This window comes from Acidovorax sp. SDU_ACID1 (genome assembly GCF_045291395.1).
GTDB lineage: Bacteria > Pseudomonadota > Gammaproteobacteria > Burkholderiales > Burkholderiaceae_C > MR-S7.
Map to the genome: position 1 here is coordinate 2,180,641 of NZ_CP152342.1, position 21,444 is coordinate 2,202,084.

Sequence of the window (21,444 nt, forward strand, 5' to 3'; positions counted from 1 at the left end):
CGGATTCCTTTTCAAAAACCGTAGAGGCGCGCCGGGTTGTCCACGAGGATGCGGTCCATCGCCGCATCCGGCCCGGCCCAGGCGTGCAGCAGGTCCACCAGGTCGGCATCGTTCACCGTGCCCGGCGCCTCGGTGGTATGCGGCCAGTCGCTGCCCCACACCAGCCGCTCGGGCGCGGCCTGCGCCAGCGCGCGGCCCAGCGGCAGCGTATCGGCATAGCTGGGGCCGTGCACCGTGGAGCGCATGTAGGCGCCCGAGAGCTTGACCCAGGTGTTGCCGCCGTCCAGCAGCCGGCGCAGCACGCCATAGCCTTCAGCGGCAGTCCCCTCGGCCGGGTCGATGCGGCCCAGGTGATCCACAACCAGCGGCACGGGCAGCGCGGCCAGCACGCCCTCCAGCGCCACGATCTGCTCCGGGTGCATGAAGACCTGGATGTGCCAGCCTTCCAGCCGCGCCACCTTGCGGGCCAAGGTGGTCAGCATCTCGGGCGTGGTCTCGCCCCAGGACTGCGGCGTGACGAAATTCACGCGCAGGCCGCGCACGCGGCGCGCGTGCAGGCGATCCAGCTCCGCATCGCCCACGCCGTGCGTCACCACGGCCACGCCGCGCGCACTGTCGCCGAACTGGTCGAGCGCATCGAGCGTGCAGGCGTTGTCCGTGCCGTAGGTCGAGGGCGTCACCACCACCGTGCGCTGCGTGCCCAGGCGCTGCTGCAGCAGCCGGTAGGCGGCCACGGGCGCATCGGGCGGCGTGCGCTTCCAGTGCGGCGACGGGGCGAATCGCGTGTCGAAGATGTGCATGTGGCTGTCGCACGCCAGCGGCGGCAGCGTGCGCGCGGGCCGGTTCAGGCCCACGGAATGCGGCACGGGGGTGGAGAGCGGAGGCATGGCGCTCAGTCCAATTTAATGTGGCCCTTGCGCACCACCTCGCCCCACTTCGCGTCTTCCTTCTTGAGGAAGGCGGCGAACTCGGCCGGCGTGGAGCCGATGGGCTGCGCGCCCAGGTCGGCCAGGCGCTGCTTCACCTCGTCCTCCTGCAACACCTCGACCAAGGCCTTCTGCAATTGCGCGGCAATGGGCGCGGGCGTGCCTGCGGGCACGAACATGCCGTTCCACTCATACGCCTCGTAGCCGGGAATCGCGGCCTCGGCCACCGTGGGCACGTCGGGCAGGCGCTTGGAGCGCTCGGGCGCCGACACGGCCAGTGCGCGCAGCTTGCCCGATGCCACCAGCGGGTACGACGCGGCGATGGTGCTGAACATGAAGTCCACCTGCCCGCCCATGGTGTCGGCGATGGCCGGGCCGCCGCTCTTGTAGGGCACGTGCACCATGTCCAGGCCGAGCTTCTGGCGGAACAGCTCGGAGGCCAGGCGCTGCACCGTGCCGCTGCCGCCCGAGGCGAAGTTGAGCTTGCCCGGCTCGGCCTTGGCCTTGGCGATCAGCTCGCCGACGTTCTTGAACGGCGAGTTGGCCGGCACGATCAGCATGTTGGGTGCCAGCAGCACCAGCGACAGCGGCTGCAGCGCATCTGCCGCGTACGGCATCTTGGGGAAAAGATGCGGGTTGATCGAGTACGGCGTGGCGTCGTAGAGCATGGTGTAGCCGTCGGCCTGCGCCTTCGCCACGTAGCTCGCGCCGATGGTGCCGCTGGCGCCAGCCTTGTTGTCCACGATCACGCTGCCGCCCAGCCTGGTGCCCATGCGGCTGGCGATCACGCGGGCCACGGCATCGGCCGCGCCGCCCGGTGCATAGGGCACGACGATGGTGATGGGGCGCTCGGGGAACGCGGCGTGCGCGGCCAGGGTGACACAGGCGCAGGCGGCCAGCAGGTATTTCTTGAGGGATTTCATGGAGTCTCCGGATAAAAAAGGAATAAGGGGCCGTCACTGCTTGTCGATGCCGACCTTGGCCGCCACGGCCTCCCACAGTTGGGCATCGGCCTTGAGCTTGTCGGCGAAGGCCTTGCCGCTCACCACGCCGGGCACCGCGCCCAGGTCGTCGGCGAACGACTGCACGTCGGCGCTGGCCATGGCGGTGGCGATTTCCTTGCGCAGCTTCTCCAGCACCGGCTCGGGCGTGCCCTTGGCGGCCCACAGGCCCGTGAAGTTGACGACCTTGTAGTCCGGCGCGCCCGCCTGCGCGAAGGTGGGCACGTCGGGCAGCGCCTTCAGGCGCTGGTCGCCGCTCACGGCCAGCAGGCGCACCTTGCCGCCGCGCACCTGGCCCATCACGCCGGGGGTGGAGGCGATCTGGAAATCGATGGTGCCGCTCAGCAGCGCCAGCGTGGCCTCGCCCGCGCCCTTGAACGGCACGTGCGTGGCCTTCAGGCCGCTGGCGCCTTCCAGCGCCACGGTGGCGAAGTGCGGCATGGTGCCCGCGCCGCCCGTGCCGTAGTTCAGCTTGCCGGGGTTGGCCTGCGAATAGGCCACCATGTCGCCCAGCGTCTTGAACGGCGAATTGACCGCCACCACCACCGCCGTGGGCGCGAAGTTGAAGCCGGCCACGGGCACCAGGTCCTGCGCGTAGTCCCACGGCAGCTTCTTGAAGACCTGCGGCAGGATCGAGTACGTGGTGTCGTTGGCCATGAGCGTGTAGCCATCGCCGGGCGAGCGCGCCACCTGCACTGCGCCGATGGTGCCGGTGGCGCCGGCCTTGTTCTCCACGTAGAAGCTCTGGCCGGTCTGCTCGGTGAGCTTTTGCGCGATACGGCGCGTCACTTGGTCCACCGCGCCGCCGGGCGGGTATGGCACGACGATCCTGACGGCCTTGTCGGGGTAGGTCTGCGCCTGCGCGCCGGCGGCGGCGCACACCAGCGCCAGAGCGGCGCACAGGGGGAAATGCATGCGGTTCATGGAAGCTGTCTCCTTCTGAAAATGTCAGTTACCCATAGGGCTGCGCACTACCCATGAAACTGGCGCGCGCCAAGCCAGGGCCGCCGTGCAAGGGCCGCCCCGCCGCACGGGCGGCGTCCCCCTGCCCACGCGCAGCGTGAGAGCGGGGAAGCGGCGCAGCCGCTCAGGGGGTGTTTCATTTCAATCAGCCTTGAGATCAAGCTCCCGCGCGATGCGGGTGTAGGTGGCCGCCTCGCGGCGCACCTGCTCGGCGAATGGCACGCCGCACAGCGACGCGGCCTCCAGGCCCAGGCCGCGCAGCCTGTCGGCCGTGGCCGGGTTCCTGGCGAAGGCCGTGGCCGCGCGTTCGAGCGCCTGCACGATGGGAGCCGGCACGCCCGCCGGGGTCAGCACGCCGTACCACGCATCGGCGGAGAAATCGCCGCCGCCGGCCTCGGCGAAGGTGGGCACCTGCGGCAGCAGCGCCGAGCGCTTGGGCGATGCCACGGCCAGCGCCGTGAGCTTGCCTCCCTCGACCTGCGGCAGCACCGAGCCCAGCGTGGCGAACGAGCTGTCGAGCTGACCGCCCAGCAGGTCGTTGACGACAGGCGCCGCGCCCTTGTAGGGCACGTGGTTGAGCTTGAGGCCGTTGGCCCGCGCGAACAACTCGGTGGCGAAGTGGCCCGAGCTGCCCACGCCAGGCGTGCCCGCCGTCACGCGGCCGGGCTCTGCGCGCGCCTTGGTGACGTAGGCGGCCAGCGTGCGCGCCTGCATCGCCGGGCCCACCACTAGCACCGTGGGGCTGGTGGCGACGGTGCACACGGGCTGGAAGGACTTCACCGCATCGAACTTGACGCGGTCGCCGTAGAGCGCCGGGATCATCGTGTGGTTGGTGGCGCCGAACAGCAGCGTGTAGCCGTCGGCCGGCGCCGTGGCCACGGCCTGCGCGGCCAGGATGGTGTTGGCGCCGGGCTTGTTCTCCACCACGAAGGGCTGGCCCAGTGCGCGGCTGGCGTGGTCGGCGAAGGCGCGGGCCACCACGTCGGTGGGGCCGCCGGCGGCGAAGCCCACCACCAGCTTGAACGGCTTGGAGGGGTAGGCCTGCGCAAAGCAAGCGCTGGATGCTACCAATATAGTAGCTGCTAGCGCTTGTCCCACAAGCGCCAGAGGCCTTTTCTTATTGAATTGCATGTTTGTCTCCTTGGGAATCACGACAGTCAGCGGTTCAGCACCGCCAGCGCATTGCGCGCCGCGCCCAGGCCCATGTTCACGTAGGCGTCGCTGGTCACGCCGCCGATGTGCGGGCTGAGGATGAAGCCCGGCTGGTGCTGGAACGGGTGGCCGGCGGTCATGGGCTCGACGGCGAAGCTGTCCAGCCCCGCTATGCGCACCTGGCCGCTTTGCACGGCGACGAGCAATGCGGCCTCGTCGATCAGGCCGCCGCGCGCGGTGTTCACCACGATCACGCCCTGCTTGCAGCGCGCGAGCGTATCGGCATTGAGCAAGCCGCGGTTGTCATCGGTCAGCGGACAGTGCAGCGAAATTGCATCGCTCTCGCGCCAGATCGTTTCCAGATCGGCGAGCTGCACGAAGTCCGGCAGGTTCTTGGCGAACGGATCGAAGCCGAGCACGCGCATGCCTAAAGCGTCCACCATCTTCGCGAAGCGCAGGCCGATGGCGCCCAGGCCAATGAGGCCGATGGTGCGCCCGCCCAGCTCCAGGCCCTTGTGCGTGGCCTTGTCCCAGTGACCCGCGTGCATGCGCTCGTTGAGCTGCGGCACCGACTTGGCGCAGGCCAGCAGCAGCGCCAGCGCCTGCTCGGCCACGGCCGCGGCGTTGGCGCCCACGGCGGCCACCACCTCGATGCCGCGCGCCTTGGCCGCCACCTTGTCGATGGTGTCCGTGCCGCTGCCGTGCTTGGAGATGACCTTGAGCGCGGGCGCCGCATCCATCGCCGCCGCGCCCACCTTGCTGTAGCGCACGATGATGGCCACCGGGTTGTGCTGGCGGCACAGGGCGACGATGTCGTCTTCCGTGGGCGTCTTGCCCGCGTAGACGATCTCGTAGTCGGTCAGCAGCGCGAGCGCCTGCGGCGCGAGGTCGGCCGCCGTGATGAGGATGGCGGCGCGGCTCACAGTGCTTCCCCTTCTTTCAGCACGCCAGCGGCGCGCAGCGCGGCGGGCAGCCACTTGGAGGCCGTGTCGCCACGCGCGATGGCTTCGATGCGCGCGGCCTCGTCGGCCACTTTCTTCGCGGCCAGGGCCATCATCGCGGGCGCCTTGGCACGCTCGATGACGACCACGCCGTCGGCATCGCCCACCACGAGGTCGCCGGGGTTCACCACCGTGCCGCCGCAGGAGATGGGATGGTTGATGCGGCCGGGCACGAACTTGGTCGGGCCGGCCGGGTTGAAGCCCGCGCTGAACACGGGGAAGTCCAGCTCCAGCAGTTCCAGCTTGTCGCGGATCGCGCCGTCCACGATCACGCCGCCCAGGCGCAGCTTCTTGCAGGCGCTCATCATCAGCGTGCCCATGAGGGCGGCGGTCTGGTCGCCCTTGCCGTCGATGACGAGGATGTCGCCGGGCTGCGCGAGTGCGATGGCCGCGTGGATCATCAGGTTGTCGCCGGGGCGCACCTCGACGGTGAACGCCGGGCCGGCGAGCTGCATGCGCTCGTGCACGGGCGCCACGCGGGCGTGCATGGTGCCGCGGCGGCCCGCCACGTCGGCGAGGATGGCGGCCTGGAAGCCGGCGGCCTGTTGCACGACATCAAAGCTCACGCGCTGGATGTCACGGACGATTTCGGGGAGTTGGCTCATGGTGGTTCCTTGGGTGGAGAAGAGGGAGAAATTCAGTCGGCCTTGATGTTTCCGTCGCGGATCACCTTGGCCCATTTGGCGGAGTCGGCGCGCTGCAGGTCGCCGAGCTGCTTGGGCGTGCCGCCCGCGAGGGTGATACCCAGCTTGCCGGCCAGTTCGGTGACGGCGGGGTCTTTCAGTGTCTTGGCGATCTCGGCGTTCAGCCGCTGCACGATGGCGGCCGGGGTCTTGGCGGGCGCGAACACGGCGTGCCACTGCTCGACCACGAAGTCCTTGAAGCCCGACTCGCCCATCGTGGGCACCTGGGGCAGCGCCGACAGGCGCTGGGCAGACGTGACGGCCAGCGCACGCAGCTTGCCGGCCTGGATGTGCGGCAGCGCCGCGGCGGCGGGCGCGAACAGGAACTGCACCTGCCCGCCCAGCGTGTCCTGCAGCGCGGGCGTATCGCCCTTGTAGGGCACGTGGATGAAGCGCGTGCCGGTCTGCTGCTGCAGCAGCTCGGCCTGCATCTGCAGGATGGTGCCGTTGCCGCCCGAGGCGTAGGCCAGCTGGCCCGGCTGCGCCTTGCCCGCCGCGACGAGGTCGGCCACGCTCTGGAACGGCTGGCCCACGGCCGTCACGAGGATGTGCGGGATCGTGCCGATCGTGATGACGGGCTCGAAGCCGGCGATGGGGTCGTAGGGCAGCTTGCCCATCAGGTGCGGCGCGATGGCCTGCGGCCCGATGGTGGTGCCCAGCAGCGTGAGGCCGTCGGGCTGGGCGCGCGCCACGAAGGCCGCGCCGATGGTGCCGGTGGCGCCGGGCTTGTTGTCCACGATTACGTTGGTGGCCAGGAGAGGGCCCAGGCGCTGGGCGATGTTGCGCCCCAGCACGTCGGTGCTGCCGCCGGCCGGGTACGGCACCACGTAGGTGATGACCTTGCCGGCGGGCCACTCCTGCGCGAGCGCGGGGCCGGCAGCGAGCGTGGCGCCTGCGGCGGCCAGGGCGGCCAGCACGCTGCGGCGCGTGGCAGAAAAATGCGGTGCGTTCATGGAATGCGTCTCCTGTCTGGGTTCAAAGAGGGGAAAGCCGTAGAGCGCCTGCGGGTTGTCCACCAGCACGCGCTGCGGCGAAACGCCGGCCTGCCGCAGCCAGTCGTGCAGGCGGTCGATCTGCCGGGCATCGTCGGGCATGGGCTGCACGCCGGCCGACGCGGTGGCATGCGGCCAGTCGCTGCCCCACACCACGCGCCCGGGCGCGCAGCGCAGGTAGCTCACGGCGAGCGGGTCGAGCGCGGGGTCTTCCACCGTGTGGCGCGCGCTCACGATGTAGCCGCCCGAGAGCTTGATCCACGCGCGCCCGCGCTGCAGCAGTTCGCGCAGCAGCGCATGCGCCGCCTGCCCTGCCCCGCCGGGCGCGGACACGGGCGGGATCCGCCCGAAGTGGTCGAACACCACTTGCACGGGCAGGCGCCGCAGCACGTCGCCCTGCGCCGCGAGCAGCTCGGGGGCCATCAGCAGCTGCAGGTGCCAGCCCAGCGGCGCGATGCAGCGCGCCAGCGGCTCCAGCAGGTCCGCCGTGCCCGATACGCCCAGCGACAGGTTCAGCCGCACGCCGCGCACGCCCAGCGTGTGCAGGCGGCGCAGCTCGGCCTCGCTCTCGGTGCCCGCGATCACGGCCACGCCGCGCGCCTGGGGGCCGAGCGCGGCCAGGCCGTCCAGCATGCAGCGGTTGTCGGTGCCGTAGGTGGAGGGCGTGACCAGCACCACGCGCGTGGTGCCGATGCGCCGCTGCAGCGCCTGGTAGTCGCGCGCAGAGGCATCGGGCGGCAGCAGCTTCGCGCCGGGGGCCGCGGGGTAGCGGCCGTCGTAGACGTGCACGTGGCAGTCGCAGGCACCGGCGGGCAGCGCGGCCTGTGGCCGCTGCCAGCCGGCGGAGAAAGGCACGGTCTCCATGGCCTTCTCGCGCGGTGGCGTCGATGCCGGTCAGTCCAGGCTGGCGCCCGAGTCCTTGACGATCTTGCTCCAGCGCGGCACTTCGGCGCGCAGCAGCTGGTCGAACTTCTGCGAGGTGCCGCCGAGCACGTCGCCGCCTTCGGAGCGCAGTTTCTCGGCCACGTCGGGCTGCTTCAGGGCCTCGTTGATGGCCTTGTTGAGCTGCTGCACGATGGCGTCGGGCGTGCCCGCGGGCGCCAGCACGCCGTACCAGGAGATGGCCTCGAAATCCTTGTAGCCCGACTCGGCCAGCGTGGGCGTGTCCGGCAGTTGGGCCGAGCGCTTGAGCGACGTGACGACGATGGGCCGCAGCTTGCCGTTGCGCACCTGCCCCAGCAGCGTGGGCACGGCGGACATGTACAGGTCGATATTGCCGCCCACCAGGTCCGTCATGGCCTGGGAGGCGCCCTTGTAGGGGATGTGGCGCAGCTTGATGCCGGCCGCGTTCTCGGCCTGCTCGCCCGCCAGGTGGGCCACGGTGCCGTTGCCCGAGTAGCCCAGCGTGATCCCGTCGGGCTTGGCCTTGGCGGCGGCCACGAGGTCGGCGAAGGTCTTGTAGGGCGTGTTGGCGGGCGCGGCCATCACGATGGGCGCGGACGACACCAGCGCCACCGGCACCAGGTCCTTGAGCGGGTCGTAGGGCAGCTTGGAATAGAGCGAGGGGTTGATCGCCAGGTTGCTGGTCTGGCCCATGACCAGCGTGTAGCCGTCGGGCGCGGCCTTGGCCGCCGCATCCACGCCCAGGTTGCCGCCCGCGCCGGGGCGGTTGTCCACGATCACGTTCCACTTGTTCGTGTCGGCCACCTTCTGCGCGACGGTGCGCGCGATCATGTCCGTGCCGCCGCCGGGCGGGAACGGAACGATCAGGCGGATCGGCTTGGCGGGATAGGCGGCTTGCGCCAGTGCGCCGGTGGCGGCGGCCAGGCCGAGGGCGGCCGCGCACAGGGAGCGCGAGAACGTGCGGATGAGCATGGGTTGTCTCCTGGTGGGTGGTGAAGCGGATGCCGGCATGCTTCCCGGCATTGGGGCGCGACTTTAGGCAAACGTTTCAACCCATACAATTGTGTTTCGCACAACGCAACGCATTGCGCCATGAGCAACCCTCCTGCCCCCCGAAATCCGACGCCGGCGGCGTGACCGCCGTCACCCGCGCGCTGCAACTGCTGGAAGCCTTCGCCCTGGGCGAATCGCGCCTGTCGCTGGCCGAGCTGAGCCGCCGCGCGGGCCTGCACAAGACCACGGTGCTGCGTCTGGCGCGCACGCTGGCGCAGTCGGGCTACATGGTCCAGCGCGAGGACGGCGACTGGCGCCTGGGCCCGGCCGCCGGCTGGCTGGGCGCGCGCTACCAGGCGGGCTTCGACGTGCAGAACGTGCTGGAGCCCGCGCTGCGCGAACTCACGCAGGCCAGCGGCGAGAGCGCGGCCTTCTACGTGCGCGAGGGCAATGTGCGCACCTGCCTCGTGCGCGTGGAAGGCCCGCAGGCGCTGCGCCACCACGCGCGCATGGGCGAGGGGCTGCCGCTGGACAAGGGCTCGCCGGGCCGCGTGATCCTGGCGTTCTCGGGCGAGCCCGGCGCGATCTACGAGCAGATCCGCCAGAAGGGCTATCACTGGTCCATCGGCGAGCGCGAACAGGGCGTGGCCACCGTGTCGGCGCCCGTGTTCGGCATGCACTGGCGGCTGATGGGCTCGGTGTGCATCTCCGGCCCCGCCTCGCGCCTGCCTGCCGAGCGGCTCGAAGCGCTGGCGCAGACGGTGATCACGGCGGCCAACCGCCTGTCCTACGCGCTCGCGGGCAACGCGGCCGCACCCTCGCCCAGCCAGGTGCGGCCGACGCAGTGGCATCCATGAAACGCCCTGCGTGCGCGCGCTGCCTGCGCCCCGCCACGGCCTGCCTGTGCGCCGCCGTGCGGCCCGTGGCGCATGCGGTGCAGGTGCTGGTCCTCATGCACCCGCAGGAAGCGGGCCATGCCAAGAACACGGGGCGGCTGCTGCACCTGTGCCTGCCGGGCAGCCGGGTGATCGTGGGCGAGGCGTTCGATCCTGCCGTGCTGGCGCAGCCCTGGCACGCGGCCGACCCGCCGCGCCACGCATTGCTGCTCTACCCGCCCACGCCGCCCGATGCGCAGCACCCCATGCACCCCGCACCCGCCCTGCCCCTCGAATGGCTGGCCGAGCCCGCGCGCCTGCGCCTGGTGGTGCTGGACGGCACCTGGCGCAAGAGCCGCCGCATGCTCTGGGCCAACCCCGCGCTGCAACGGTTGCCGCGCCTGGCGCTGGACGATGTGCCGCCTTCACGCTACGCCATCCGCAAGGCGCATGCGCCGCACCAGCTCAGCACGCTGGAGGCCGTGGAGTGCGCGTTGCGCCAGCTCGAACCTGGCAATGCTGCCATCGCTGCGCTGGGGGAAGCGATGCAGGCGTTCATGGAGATGCAGCGGGGGTATTTCTTCAAAAACCATAGCTGCTAGCGCTTGTCTACTGGGCTCTGCAGGGATATCCGGCTATTTTTTTGAAGATTTGCTGTTGGTTTTTATGTCGCTAGCCGGGACTCGCCGGCGGGCGACCTCCTTTTCTTGCTCGTGCAAGAAAAGGAGGCAAAAGAAGCACGCCCCAAGTCTGCGACCCCTTCGCTGCGCTACGGGGCAAACCTGCGGCGAGGGGCTTGCGGGGTGCGCCGTGGAACTCACTGCGCGCCTGCGGCGCTCCGTTCAAACAGCCACGGCGAGCTAGACAACAAAGCATGGGCGCTCCGACGCCCATGCACACCCCGCAAGCCCCTCGCCGCAGGCGCAGCCACAGGGGTAGGGGACGATCCGGGCCATCGCTGCGCTCGGCCCCCAACGCGCAGGCGCTTCGCGCCGCGAAGGCCAAGCCGAGCGCAGCGATGGCCCGAGTCGCCGGGTTCCCTTCTGGCCGTGCCGAGAGGCGCAGGGCGCGGGGCGGCATGGGCGTCGGAGCGCCCATGCTTCGTGAACTGACTTGCCGCAGTTGTTTGAGCGGAGCGCGCAGCGCGCAGCGAGTTCTGCGGCACGCCCCGCGTCCGAGCATCGCAGGTTGCCCGCAGCGCAGCGGAGGGACACGGGCAGTAGGGTCGCCCTTTCTTTGGTGACTTTCTTTCGGCGAGACGAAAGAAAGTTACTGCGCCGCCGGGCGCACATCCCGGCCGACAACGTCACAACCCAAAGCAAAGACTCAAAAAAGAGAGCTATTCGCGCTTGCCAAATAAGCGCCAGAGCCCATTTTTACTCCCTACATCCCGCAAAGGCATCCAGCGCAGACTGATAGGTAGGCGAACGCACATCCAACACCCCCAGCACCGTGTGGTACAGATGGTCATGCGTCAGCGCCGCATCGCCCCCCGCGCGCAGGCAGGCGGTAGACAAGCCCTCGCGGCGCGCGAGCGATGCGTCCAGCCACGCCACCATGGGCACGTGCTTTTGCACATCGGGCGCCACGCTGTAAGGCATGCCGTGCAGGAACAGCCCGTACTCGCCCAGCGACTCGCCGTGGTCGCTCAGGTACAGCAGGCCCGTGTCGTAGCGCGCCGACTGGGCGCGCAGCCAGTCGATGGTGCGCCCCAGGAAGGCGTCGGTGGCGGCAATGGAGTTGTCATAGGCGTTGACCAGCTCGCCATGCGCGCAGTCGGCCAGCACCTCGGTGCGGCACTCGGGCAGGAAGCGCTTGGCCTGCGCGGTGGAGCGCTTGTAGTACGCCGGCCCGTGGCTGCCCATCTGGTGCAGCACCAGCAACACGCCCCGCGCACGCTGCCCGGCGGGCAAGGCGGCCAGGCGCTCGTCCAGGCCGTGCAGCATCGCCTCGTCGCCGCATTCGCCACCCGGGCACAGGGCGGCACGCGCCTCGCGCGGCAGGCCCTCGGAGGCGAAGGCGTTCGGCACGCGGTCGCACACGCCCTTGCAGCCGGACTGGTTGTCCAGCCAGAGCACGGCCAGGCCGGCGGCCTGCACCACGTCCAGCAGGTTCTCGGTATCGTCCTTGCGCGACTCGAACGCGTCCTTGCCCAGCGGCGAGAACATGCACGGCACCGACGCCAGCGTGCTGGTGCCGCACGAGCGCACGTTGCGCCAGCTCAGCACGTCGCGCGCCGCCAGCGCGGGCGTGGTGTCGCGGCCGTAGCCGTTGAGGCCGAAGTGGTCGGCCCGCGCCGTCTCGCCCACCACCAGCACGAACAGCAGCGGCCGCGCGCCGGCCGCATGCGTGGCGCCCAGCGCCGCGCCCTGCGCCATGGGCAGCAGCGCGCGGTTGCGCGCCAAGGCGGGCCGCACGGCGGCAGCGGCCGTGGAATACAGGCTGGCCAGCGGGTTCATGAGGTAGCGCAGCTGGGGGTGGTTGCGCATCAGCGGCGCCAGGTCGCGCGCGGTGGCCGCCACCGTGCCCGCCGCCATGGCCAGCGCCAGCACCAGCAGCCCCGCGTTGCGCCCCGCCTGGCGCAGCGGCCGCATGGCGGGGATGCGCAGGCGCAGCAGCCACCAGGTGGGCAGCAGCATCACGGCCGCCACGGACACCAGCATGCGCGGGCCGATCAGGTCCGCCGCCTCGCGCACGTCGGTCTGGAGCACGTTGGCGGCCATGCCGGGGTCCATCACCACGCCGTAGGTCAGCATGTAGTGCTGCGCCAGCGCAGCCACCAGCGCCACCAGCCACCAGAGCAGCTTCATTCCGCGCGTCCAGGCAGTGAACGCCAGGATGGCCGCCATGCCGCAGGCGACCAGCACCGCCAGGGCCGCGCTGGTGCGCAGCACGGCACCCGGCCCGCCGCCGATGCGCGCCACCTGCAGCCACAGCGGCCAGTTGGCCGCGAGCACCAGGTACAGCGACAGGCGCAGCACCGCCTGCTGGGCCGACAGCGGCGCGGCCATCCAGCCGTCGATGCGGCGCAGGCAAGCCTGCAGCGGCTGGATCAGCCTGTGGTGCGCGGAGAAGGGGGAGGCGTTGGCGGGAGCGGCGGCGAAACGGAGCATCGCGCCATCGTCTTTTCCGGCGCTGAAGCGTCGCTGAATGCCGCGCTCAGGTTCCGTTCAGCTTTGTATCCGCCATGGCGGGAGCGCGCCGCCAGGCCTGCACGGCCTCCTCCACCAGCAGCCCCGCCACCCAGCAGGCCCAGGCCGACCAGAGCGTGTGGCTCATGTAGTGCGCGCCACGCACCTGCTGCGCCAGCCCCAGCACGCAGCCGAACGCCAGCGCCGCCGCCAGCCAGGGCCCTGCCAGGCGCGGCACGGCACGGCGCAGCACGAACCAGCCGGCCACGAAGCCGAACCCCGCCGAGGCATGGCCCGCCGGGAAGCAATGCCCCGGCCCCTGGTCGTACACGCCCCAATGCCAGTGCGACACATAGCGCGCCACGCCGCCGAACTCCGCCAGGTCCCACGGGCAGCTCGTGGCCGACAGCCGCTTGAGCGCGGTGACAGCCACCATCGCCAGGACGACGGAGAGCACGAGCTGGCACCGGTCCGCCGCCGGCAGCGCGCGCAGAAAGCCCCAGGGCCGCCAGACGCCCCACGCCAGCGCCAGCACCGCGGCCGTGCTGAGGGCGCGCGGCAGCTTGTGCAGCAGCAGCACGAAAGCCGGCTGGCCGCTCCAGGCAAAGCCCTGGGCGGTGCCGAACAGGCGGGCCAGGGGCAGATCGAGGCCCGAGGCATCCCAGGCAAGGAGGGGCACGAGCAGCAGCAGCGTCAGCGCAAGCCTGCGCCGGGAAGAATGGAGCATGCGCGCGAGCCTAGGAGCCACGCCTGAACGCCCCCTGAACGGGCGCCCCACTACACTCGCCGCTGGCAAGACAACCCCTCGGAACCCCCATGCGTGTGCTGCTGGTCGAAGACGATCTGGCCCTGTCCGACGCCGTGTGCGGCTACCTGCGCGCCAAGGCCTTCGTGGTGGACGCTGCGCCCAGCCTCGCGCAGGCCGGCGCCCTGCTGCGCACCGCCCGCTACGCCGCCGTGCTGCTGGACCTGCACCTGAGCGACGGCGACGGCCTGGCCCTGCTGCCGCAGGTGCGCGCGCTGCAGGAGCGCCCCATCGTCATCGTGCTCACCGCGCGCGACCAGGTCAGCGACCGCATCCGCGGGCTGGACGCGGGCGCGGACGACTACCTCATCAAGCCCTACGACCCCGGCGAGCTGCTGGCGCGCCTGCGCGCCGTGGAGCGCCGCCGCGGCGCCGCCGACGCACCGGTGCTGGCGCTGGGCGACCTGCAGATCGACCTGGCGCGCGAGCAGGTGCGCCGCGCCGGCGTGCCCATCGCGCTGACGCACAAGGAATGGGCCCTGCTGCGCGTGCTGGCCACGCGCCCCGGCCGCATCCACACGCGCGAGAACCTGCAGGACGCCCTCTACGGCTGGGGCGACGAGACCGACAGCAACACGCTGGAGGTGTTCATCAGCCGCCTGCGGCGCAAGCTCGGGCGCGAGCACATCGAGACGCTGCGCGGCCTGGGCTACCGGCTGGCGCTGGGCGGGCCGGGCGCCGCATGACAACCTCCACCCTGGCGCACCGGCTGGCGCGCGCGCTGGTGCTGCGGCTGGCCCTGGTGTGGGTGCTGTGCGTGCTGGCCGTCGCCTTCTATTTGAACCACGAGATCGAGGAGAACTTCGACGCCGAGCTGGCCGAGAGCGCGCACCGCATGTTCGACGTGGCCATGTTCCAGCTCCAGCGCGCCGCGCCCGGCGCTGCCGCGGGGCAGCCGGTGATCGCCGACGAGCCGCTGTTTCCCGATGCCCCACTGGTCTACCAGATCGCGGATGCGCAGGGGAACGTGCTGCTGCGCTCGCGCCAGGCCCCCGCGCAGGTGCTGGCCGCGCCCCTGGCCCCAGGCTTCCACGACACGAAAGAATGGCGCCTGCACGTGGTGCGCCACCCCCGGCAGGCGCTCTTCTTCCTGCTGGCCGACCCGCTGTCGGAGCGCAACCACGAATGGCGCGAAACCCTGCTGGTGCTGCTGGTGGCCGCCGTCATCGCGCTCGCGGCGCTCGCCTGGGCCCTGCCCGGCGTCGCTACGCGCGAGCTGAAGGTGCTGGAGCGACTGCAGCGGCAGATCGGTGAGCGCGGCGGCGGCGACCTGCGCCCGCTGGCGCTGGCGGGCCTGCCGGCCGAGCTGCAGGCCGTGGGTGAAGACGTGAACCTGCTGCTGGAGCGCCTGGACCAGGCGCTGGACGTGGAACGCGCGCTGGCCGCCAACGCCGCCCACGAGCTGCGCACCCCGCTGGCCACCGCCCGCCTGCGGCTGCAGACCGCGCTGGAGCACGGCCTGCACCGTGCGGACGTGCAGGCCGCCGTGGATGCGCTGCAGACCCTGAGCCACCGCACCGAGAAGCTGCTGCAGCTCTCGCGCGCCGAATCCAGCGCGCCCCTCGCCCGCCATCCCGTGGACCTGGCCCGGCTGGCCGCCACGGTGGCGCAGGAGTTCTGGCAGGAGGAGCGTGCGGCCGACCGGCTCGACCTCACCACGGCCGGCGAGGCCGGCGCGCCCATGGCCCTGGGCGATTTCGACGCCCTGGCGATCGCGCTGCGCAACCTGGTGGAAAACGCGCTGAACTACGCACCCCGGAGCCCCGTGGAGATCGTCGTGGGCCCCGGCCCCGTGCTCGCGGTGCGCGACCACGGCCCCGGCGTGGGGCCCGACCGGCTGCAGACCCTGCAGCAGCGCCACGTGCGCCAGAGCGCGGACCGCGCGGGCTACGGGCTCGGACTGTCCATCGTGGCCACCATCGCGCACAAGCACGACGCGCGGCTCACGCTCACCTCCCCGCTGGAGGGCCGCAGCAGCGGTTTCGAGGCGCGGCTGGTGCTCCAGCCCGCATAGTCACTCCACCACCGCGCGCAGCCAGCCGGGCAGCGTGGCCGCCTTCTGCAGAAGAAAGTCCACCCAGATGACCGTGGCCCCGCCCGCGGCGCACACCACGCCGGGCTCGGCGGCGCGCTCCATGGTCGCCCAGGTCTCGAACGTGGTGCGGCCCGGGTCGCTCACATACAGCTTGAGCAGCACCTCGTCCGGGTAGGCGAACTGGCGGTGGAAGTTGCAGAACGCGTTGACCACCACCGGCCCCTGGCCCTGAGGGCCCGGGTTGCAGCCCACGGACACCATCCAGTCGATGCGCGCGGTTTCCATGTAGCGGAAGTACACCGCGTTGTTCACGTGGCCCATGGCGTCCATGTCGCCCCAGCGCACGGGAAAGCGCGTTTCCAGGACCAGCTTCTTGCGTTCGGGAATGTCTATCTTCATGGGTTAGGGTGTGCGTGGGCGCCCGGGCGCCCGGGCGCACGGCACGCGGCCGTTGTCTCCCCTGCGGCACAAAATGGAACGATCGTGCGATTTTCTGCAGCAGCGGTGAATACAATCGGCCGCAAGCCGGACTGCCGCTCCCCGCGGGGCCGTTCGCACGTTTTCACAATTATCGAAGCGAAAAGAGACACCCATGACGAACGACGAGATCCTCAGCACCTACGGCCCGCGCGAAGCCATGGAATACGACGTGGTGGTGGTCGGCGGCGGCCCGGGCGGGCTGGCCACGGCCATCCGCCTCAAGCAGATGGCCGCAACGAACGGACAGGACGTCTCCGTCGTCGTGCTCGAAAAAGGCTCCGAACCCGGCGCGCACATCCTCTCGGGCGCCATCATGGACCCGCGCGCGCTCACCGAGCTGATCCCCGACTGGAAAGCCAAGGGCGCCCCCCTGAACCAGCCCGTGACCGACGACGCGATGGTCTTCCTGGGCGAGCAATCGTCGCTGCGCACGCCCAACTTCGTGCTGCCCGAGTGCTTCCAGAACCACGGCAACTACATCGTCAGCCTGGGCAACGTGGTGCGCTGGCTGGCCGAGCAGGCGGAGAGCCTGGGCGTGGAGATCTTCCCGGGCTTCGCCGCCGCCGAGGTGCTCTACAACGACGACGGCTCCGTCAAGGGCGTGGCCACCGGCAACATGGGCGTGGGCAAGGACGGCGAGCCCACCGGCGACTTCCAGCTCGGCATGGAGCTGCATGCCAAGTACACCATCTTCGCCGAAGGCGCGCGCGGCCACCTGGGCAAGCAGCTCATCGCGCGCTACCAGCTCGACGAGGGACGCGACCCGCAGACCTACGGCATCGGCGTCAAGGAGCTGTGGGAGATCGACTCCAAGCGCCACCAGCCCGGCTTCGTGCTGCACACCGCCGGCTGGCCCATGGACAGCAAGACCTACGGCGGCGCCTTCCTCTACCACATGGAGGACAACAAGGTCACGCTGGGCTTCATCACCGGGCTGGACTACAGCAACCCCTACCTGAGCCCCTTCGAGGAGATGCAGCGCTGGAAGACGCATCCCAACATCCGCTGGTACCTGGAGGGCGACGAGTCCAAGGGCATCAAGCCCGCCAAGCGCCTGGGCTACGGCGCGCGCGCCATCACGGCCGGCGGCCTCATGAGCCTGCCCAAGTTCGTGTTCCCCGGCGGCGCGCTGGTGGGCTGCGACGCGGGCTTCCTGAACGTGAGCCGCATCAAGGGCAGCCACGCCGCCATCAAGACCGGCATGCTGGCCGCCGAGGCGGCCTACGAGGCCATCACGGCCGGCCGCCAGCACGACGAGCTGGCCGCCTACCCCCGCGCCTTCGAGGCGAGCTGGCTCTATACGGAACTCAACAAGGCCCGCAACTTCAAGGCCTGGTTCAAGAAGGGCCTGTTCACCGCCACGGTCATGAACGGCATCGAGCAGTTCGTGCTCAAGGGCCACATCCCCTGGACGCTGCACCGCGACACGCCCGACCACGCCTACCTCAAGCCGGCGGCCGAGTGCAAGCCCATCGTCTACCCCAAGCCCGACGGCAAGCTGACCTTCGACCGCCTCTCCAGCGTGTTCATCAGCAACACCAACCACGCCGAGGACCAGCCCGCGCACCTCACGCTCAAAGACGCGAGCGTGCCAGTGAACGTGAACCTGGCGAAATACGCCGGCCCCGAGGCGCGCTACTGCCCCGCCGGCGTGTACGAGTTCGTGCCCGACGAGGCCCAGGGCGGCAATGCCCAGCGCCTGCAGATCAACGCGCAGAACTGCGTGCACTGCAAGACCTGCGACATCAAGGACCCGACGCAGAACATCGTCTGGGTCACGCCCGAGGGCGGCGGCGGGCCGAACTACTCGGGCATGTGAGCGCCGGCCGCTACCCAAAAGATAGCTGCCAGCGCTTGCTGCATGGGCGCAAGCGGTCGATCCGGTCTTCAACCCGTGCCCAGGCTGCCCAGCCTGTAGACTTGCGCCCCGTCCGCCCCGCATCCCGGGGCGGCCCCTCAGACCACATTGGAGATGGAATAGAAATGAAGAGCTTGTCCTGGGCGCCGCTGGGCGCATTCGCACTGGCAATCGCCGCCCTCGCCCCCGCAGCCCACGCGCAGCAGAAGTCCGTGGCCATCACGGCCATCGTCGAGCACCCGGCCCTGGATTCGGTGCGCGACGGCGTGAAGGACGCCCTCAAGGCCGCCGGCTTCGAGGAAGGCAAGAACCTCAAGTGGCAATACCAGAGCGCGCAGGGCAACACCGGCACGGCCGCGCAGATCGCGCGCAAGTTCGTGGGCGACAAGCCCGACGCCATCGTCGCCATCGCCACGCCCTCGGCCCAGGCCGTGGTGGCCGCCACCAAGAGCGTGCCCGTGGTGTTCTCCGCCGTGACCGACCCCGTGGCCGCCAAGCTCGTCAAGAGCTGGGAGCCCTCCAAGACCAACGTGACCGGCGTGTCCGACCTGCTGGCGCTGGACAAGCAGATGGACCTGCTCAAGCAGGTCGTGCCCGGTGCCAAGCGCGTGGGCATGGTCTACAACCCCGGCGAGGCGAACTCGGTGGTGGTGGTCAAGGAACTCAAGGCGCTGCTGCCCAAGCTGGGCATGACGCTGGTGGAAGCCTCCGCCCCCCGCTCCGTGGACGTGGGCAGCGCCGCGCGCAGCCTGATCGGCAAGGCCGACGTGATCTACACCAACACCGACAACAACGTCGTCTCGGCCTACGAGGCGCTCGTGAAGGTGGGCCAGGAGGCCAAGCTGCCGCTGGTCGCATCGGACACCGACAGCGTCAAGCGCGGCGCCATCGCCGCCCTGGGCATCAACTACCGCGACCTGGGCGAGCAGACCGGCCGCATGGTGGTGCGCCTCCTCAAGGGCGAGCAGCCCGGCGACATCAAGCCCGAGATCAGCACCAAGATGGAGCTGTACGTGAACCCCGGCGCGGCCGAGAAGCAGGGCGTGAAGCTGCCCGAATCGCTGGTGAAGTCCGCCGCCCAGGTGATCCAGTAAAGTCGCAAGTCTTGTAGACGCAGGAGCCGCATGCGGCTCCTGTTTTGTTTTCCCCGAACGCCGCCGCTGCTCATGTCACTCTTTTCCCTGCTCGGGGCCGTCGAGATCGGCCTGATCTTCAGCCTCGTCGCGCTGGGCGTGTTCATCTCGTTCCGGCTGCTGCGCTTTCCCGACCTGACGGTGGACGGCAGCTTCCCGCTGGGCGGCGCGGTCTGCGCCATCCTGATCTCCTCGGGCACCAACCCCTACGTGGCCACTGCGGCCGCAGCGGCGGCGGGCGCGGTGGCAGGCCTCGCCACGGGCTGGCTCAACGTGCGCCTGAAGATCATGGACCTGCTGGCCTCCATCCTCATGATGATCGCGCTGTACTCCATCAACCTGCGCATCATGGGCGGGCCCAACGTGCCGCTGATCAACGACGACACGCTGTTCACCCTGCTGCAGCCGCCGGGGCTGGAGGACTACTGGTCGCGCCCCCTGCTGCTGCTGGTGATCGTGGTGGCGGCCAAGCTGGCGATGGACTGGTTCTTCTCCACCGAGCGGGGCCTGGCCATCCGCGCCACGGGCTCCAACGCACGCATGGCGCGCGCACAGGGCATCAACACCGGCGCCATGGTGCTGCTGGGCATGGCGGTGTCGAACGCGCTGGTGGCGCTGGCCGGCGCCCTCTTCGCGCAGACGCAGGGCGGCTCCGACATTTCCATGGGCATCGGCACCATCGTCATCGGCCTGGCGGCGGTCATCGTGGGCGAGAGCATCCTGCCTTCGCGCAAACTGGTGCTGGCCACGCTGGCCGTCATCATCGGCGCCATCGTCTACCGCTTCTTCATCGCGCTGGCGCTCAACAGCGACTTCATCGGCCTCAAGGCGCAGGACTTGAACCTGGTCACCGCCGTGCTCGTGACCATCGCACTCGTCATTCCCCAGCTCAAGCGCAAGCTGGCTGCGCGCCGCTGAAAGGAATCGCCATGCTGAGCGCCCAAGACCTGCACATCACCTTCAACCCCGGCACGCCCATCGAGACGCGCGCGCTGCGCGGCATGTCGCTGGACATCCCCGCGGGCCAGTTCGTCACCGTGATCGGCTCCAACGGTGCGGGCAAGTCCACCTTCCTCAACGCCATCTCAGGCGACCTGGGGGTGGACACCGGCCGCATCGCCATCGACGGGCAGGACGTGACGCGCCAGCCCGTGTGGTCGCGTGCCCAGCGCGTGGCGCGCGTATTCCAGGACCCGATGGCCGGCACCTGCGAAGACCTGACCATCGAGGAGAACATGGCCCTGGCCCAGCAGCGCGGCACGCGCCGCAGCCTGCGCGGGGCCGTGAAGCAGTCCGAGCGCGCGCTGTTCCGCGACCGCCTGGCCACGCTGGGCCTCGGGCTGGAGAACCGCCTGACCGACCGCATCGGCCTGCTCTCGGGCGGCCAGCGCCAGGCCGTGAGCCTGCTCATGGCCGCGCTGCAGCCCTCGCGCATCCTGCTGCTGGACGAGCACACCGCCGCGCTCGACCCGCGCACGGCCGACTTCGTGCTGCAGCTCACCGCGCGCATCGTGTCCGAGAACCAGCTCACCACCATGATGGTCACGCACAGCATGCGCCAGGCGCTGGACGTGGGCCAGCGCACGGTGATGCTGCACCAGGGCCAGGTGGTGCTGGACGTGTCGGGCGACGAGCGCGCGCGCCTGGACGTGCCCGACCTGCTGAAGATGTTCGAGAAGGTGCGCGGCGAGAAGCTCGCCGACGACGCGCTGCTGCTCGGCTGAAGCTCCCCTTTTGATAGCTGCCAGCGCTTGTCAGGCAAGCGCTAGAGGCCAATTTTTCTCTAAACCCCGAGCGGCAGATCGGCCTTCTTCAGCGTGCGCAACACAAAGCTGGAGCGGCTGTGGCGTATGCCCTTGATCTTGTAGAGCTTCTCGCGCAGCAGGCGCTCGTAGTCGCGCGTGTCCTTGACCACCACGCGCAGCAGGTAGTCGTAGTCGCCCGAAACAAGATGCGCCTCCACCACTTCGGGGATGCTCGCGAGCACCTCGCCGAACTTCTCCAGCGTGTTGTCGGAGTGGCTGTCCAGCGTCACCTGCACCAGCACCGTGTCGGCGAGGTCCAGCGCCTGCGGGTTGAGGCGCACGGTGTAGCCCTCGATCACGCCGGCCTCTTCCATCTTCTTGATGCGCCCCCAGCAGGGCGAGGGGCTCAGGCCCACGGCGGCGCCGATCTCCTGCAGGCTGGCGCGCGCATCGGCCTGCAGGACGGAGAGGATTTTTCGGTCGAGGCGGTCCATGCGCCCGATTATTCCTTCAAAGCGCGTTCTGCAGAAAAATTTTCTGCAAATGCATAAACATAGGAGAAATTCAGCAAATCCATCCGCCTCGTGGAACGCATACTTGCCGCATCAAGGCGCTCTTACCGGGGCGCACGACATTGACGAGACCCCGCCCGGTTACCGCCGGGCGGGGGCTTGGCAAGACCTCCCCTCCCTGCTCTCTTCGCCACCATCCCAGCAGAAACCCGGATGGCGATGGCCATGCTGCACCGCCATAATTTTCCCGTAATTA

General features: G+C 70.0%; 20 protein-coding genes and 1 pseudogene. 8 read left to right on the forward strand and 13 right to left on the reverse strand.

Going from position 1 to position 21,444, the window contains the following annotated elements; genetic code table 11:
- Nucleotides 1–11 precede the first annotated feature (11 nt).
- The 9 genes and pseudogenes from AAG689_RS10640 to AAG689_RS10680 all read right to left on the reverse strand — a co-directional run bounded on the left by AAG689_RS10640 (nucleotide 12) and on the right by AAG689_RS10680 (nucleotide 8,593).
- Nucleotides 12–887, reverse strand: a complete 876-nt coding sequence (locus tag AAG689_RS10640) for an amidohydrolase family protein (protein ID WP_406625908.1) — start codon at nucleotides 885–887, stop codon at nucleotides 12–14.
- Between the two features lie 5 nt (nucleotides 888–892).
- A complete protein-coding gene (locus AAG689_RS10645) occupies nucleotides 893–1,849 on the reverse strand; it encodes a tripartite tricarboxylate transporter substrate binding protein (RefSeq protein WP_020230303.1) in 957 nt (318 codons plus the stop codon).
- A gap of 33 nt (nucleotides 1,850–1,882) precedes the next feature.
- Nucleotides 1,883–2,851, reverse strand: coding sequence for a Bug family tripartite tricarboxylate transporter substrate binding protein (locus AAG689_RS10650; protein ID WP_406625909.1), 969 nt, complete (start codon nucleotides 2,849–2,851; stop codon nucleotides 1,883–1,885).
- Nucleotides 2,852–3,031: 180 nt separating this feature from the next.
- Nucleotides 3,032–4,021: a Bug family tripartite tricarboxylate transporter substrate binding protein gene (locus AAG689_RS10655; protein WP_406625910.1), complete on the reverse strand. Its 990-nt coding sequence runs from the start codon at nucleotides 4,019–4,021 to the stop codon at nucleotides 3,032–3,034.
- A 26-nt stretch (nucleotides 4,022–4,047) separates the two neighbouring features.
- The gene (locus tag AAG689_RS10660) at nucleotides 4,048–4,965 is read right to left on the reverse strand and encodes an NAD(P)-dependent oxidoreductase (RefSeq protein ID WP_406625911.1); all 918 of its coding nucleotides are present in this window, start codon (nucleotides 4,963–4,965) and stop codon (nucleotides 4,048–4,050) included.
- Entirely contained in the window at nucleotides 4,962–5,648 is a 687-nt protein-coding gene (locus AAG689_RS10665; protein ID WP_406625912.1) for an RraA family protein, read from the reverse strand. The genes AAG689_RS10660 and AAG689_RS10665 overlap by 4 nt, the downstream gene beginning before the upstream one ends.
- A 32-nt stretch (nucleotides 5,649–5,680) precedes the next feature.
- Nucleotides 5,681–6,679 carry a Bug family tripartite tricarboxylate transporter substrate binding protein gene (locus tag AAG689_RS10670; protein ID WP_406626325.1) on the reverse strand — a complete coding sequence of 333 codons (999 nt, stop codon included), beginning with the start codon at nucleotides 6,677–6,679 and terminating at the stop codon, nucleotides 5,681–5,683.
- Between the two features lie 30 nt (nucleotides 6,680–6,709).
- Nucleotides 6,710–7,582: pseudogene (locus tag AAG689_RS10675) on the reverse strand (amidohydrolase family protein); the annotation flags it as partial.
- A gap of 30 nt (nucleotides 7,583–7,612) precedes the next feature.
- Nucleotides 7,613–8,593 carry a Bug family tripartite tricarboxylate transporter substrate binding protein gene (locus AAG689_RS10680; protein ID WP_406625913.1) on the reverse strand — a complete coding sequence of 327 codons (981 nt, stop codon included), beginning with the start codon at nucleotides 8,591–8,593 and terminating at the stop codon, nucleotides 7,613–7,615.
- Nucleotides 8,594–8,706: 113 nt separating this feature from the next.
- Between AAG689_RS10680 and AAG689_RS10685 the strand changes: the two genes are divergently transcribed.
- Together AAG689_RS10685 and AAG689_RS10690 are read left to right on the forward strand one after the other, a co-directional pair.
- Entirely contained in the window at nucleotides 8,707–9,471 is a 765-nt protein-coding gene (locus AAG689_RS10685; protein WP_406625914.1) for an IclR family transcriptional regulator, read from the forward strand.
- Nucleotides 9,468–10,091 (forward strand): tRNA-uridine aminocarboxypropyltransferase, encoded by a 624-nt coding sequence (locus tag AAG689_RS10690; protein WP_406625915.1) that lies wholly within the window; start codon nucleotides 9,468–9,470, stop codon nucleotides 10,089–10,091. The genes AAG689_RS10685 and AAG689_RS10690 overlap by 4 nt, the downstream gene beginning before the upstream one ends.
- Before the next feature lie 774 nt (nucleotides 10,092–10,865).
- Here AAG689_RS10690 and AAG689_RS10695 read toward each other — a convergent pair.
- Together AAG689_RS10695 and AAG689_RS10700 are read right to left on the reverse strand one after the other, a co-directional pair.
- The gene (locus AAG689_RS10695) at nucleotides 10,866–12,602 is read right to left on the reverse strand and encodes a phosphoethanolamine transferase (RefSeq protein ID WP_406625916.1); all 1,737 of its coding nucleotides are present in this window, start codon (nucleotides 12,600–12,602) and stop codon (nucleotides 10,866–10,868) included.
- A 46-nt stretch (nucleotides 12,603–12,648) separates the two neighbouring features.
- A complete protein-coding gene (locus AAG689_RS10700; protein ID WP_406625917.1) occupies nucleotides 12,649–13,347 on the reverse strand; it encodes a phosphatase PAP2 family protein in 699 nt (232 codons plus the stop codon).
- A gap of 89 nt (nucleotides 13,348–13,436) precedes the next feature.
- On the opposite strand from AAG689_RS10700, the gene AAG689_RS10705 reads away from it, so the two are divergent.
- Nucleotides 13,437–14,111, forward strand: coding sequence for a response regulator transcription factor (locus tag AAG689_RS10705; RefSeq protein WP_020230290.1), 675 nt, complete (start codon nucleotides 13,437–13,439; stop codon nucleotides 14,109–14,111).
- Complete coding sequence (locus AAG689_RS10710) at nucleotides 14,108–15,439, forward strand: sensor histidine kinase (protein ID WP_406625918.1); 1,332 nt, start codon at nucleotides 14,108–14,110, stop codon at nucleotides 15,437–15,439. Before AAG689_RS10705 ends, AAG689_RS10710 begins: the two co-directional genes overlap by 4 nt.
- On the opposite strand, the gene AAG689_RS10715 is transcribed toward AAG689_RS10710, so the two are convergent.
- Nucleotides 15,440–15,859, reverse strand: coding sequence for an acyl-CoA thioesterase (locus AAG689_RS10715; protein WP_406625919.1), 420 nt, complete (start codon nucleotides 15,857–15,859; stop codon nucleotides 15,440–15,442).
- Between the two features lie 193 nt (nucleotides 15,860–16,052).
- Between AAG689_RS10715 and AAG689_RS10720 the strand changes: the two genes are divergently transcribed.
- The 4 genes from AAG689_RS10720 to AAG689_RS10735 all read left to right on the forward strand — a co-directional run bounded on the left by AAG689_RS10720 (nucleotide 16,053) and on the right by AAG689_RS10735 (nucleotide 20,655).
- Nucleotides 16,053–17,759: an electron transfer flavoprotein-ubiquinone oxidoreductase gene (locus AAG689_RS10720; protein WP_406625920.1), complete on the forward strand. Its 1,707-nt coding sequence runs from the start codon at nucleotides 16,053–16,055 to the stop codon at nucleotides 17,757–17,759.
- A 164-nt stretch (nucleotides 17,760–17,923) separates the two neighbouring features.
- Complete coding sequence (locus tag AAG689_RS10725; protein ID WP_406625921.1) at nucleotides 17,924–18,892, forward strand: ABC transporter substrate-binding protein; 969 nt, start codon at nucleotides 17,924–17,926, stop codon at nucleotides 18,890–18,892.
- A gap of 72 nt (nucleotides 18,893–18,964) precedes the next feature.
- Nucleotides 18,965–19,849: an ABC transporter permease gene (locus tag AAG689_RS10730; RefSeq protein ID WP_034691476.1), complete on the forward strand. Its 885-nt coding sequence runs from the start codon at nucleotides 18,965–18,967 to the stop codon at nucleotides 19,847–19,849.
- Between the two features lie 11 nt (nucleotides 19,850–19,860).
- Nucleotides 19,861–20,655 carry an ABC transporter ATP-binding protein gene (locus AAG689_RS10735; RefSeq protein WP_406625922.1) on the forward strand — a complete coding sequence of 265 codons (795 nt, stop codon included), beginning with the start codon at nucleotides 19,861–19,863 and terminating at the stop codon, nucleotides 20,653–20,655.
- A 59-nt stretch (nucleotides 20,656–20,714) separates the two neighbouring features.
- On the opposite strand, the gene AAG689_RS10740 is transcribed toward AAG689_RS10735, so the two are convergent.
- Entirely contained in the window at nucleotides 20,715–21,170 is a 456-nt protein-coding gene (locus AAG689_RS10740) for an Lrp/AsnC family transcriptional regulator (protein ID WP_020230283.1), read from the reverse strand.
- Nucleotides 21,171–21,444: the final 274 nt, after the last annotated feature.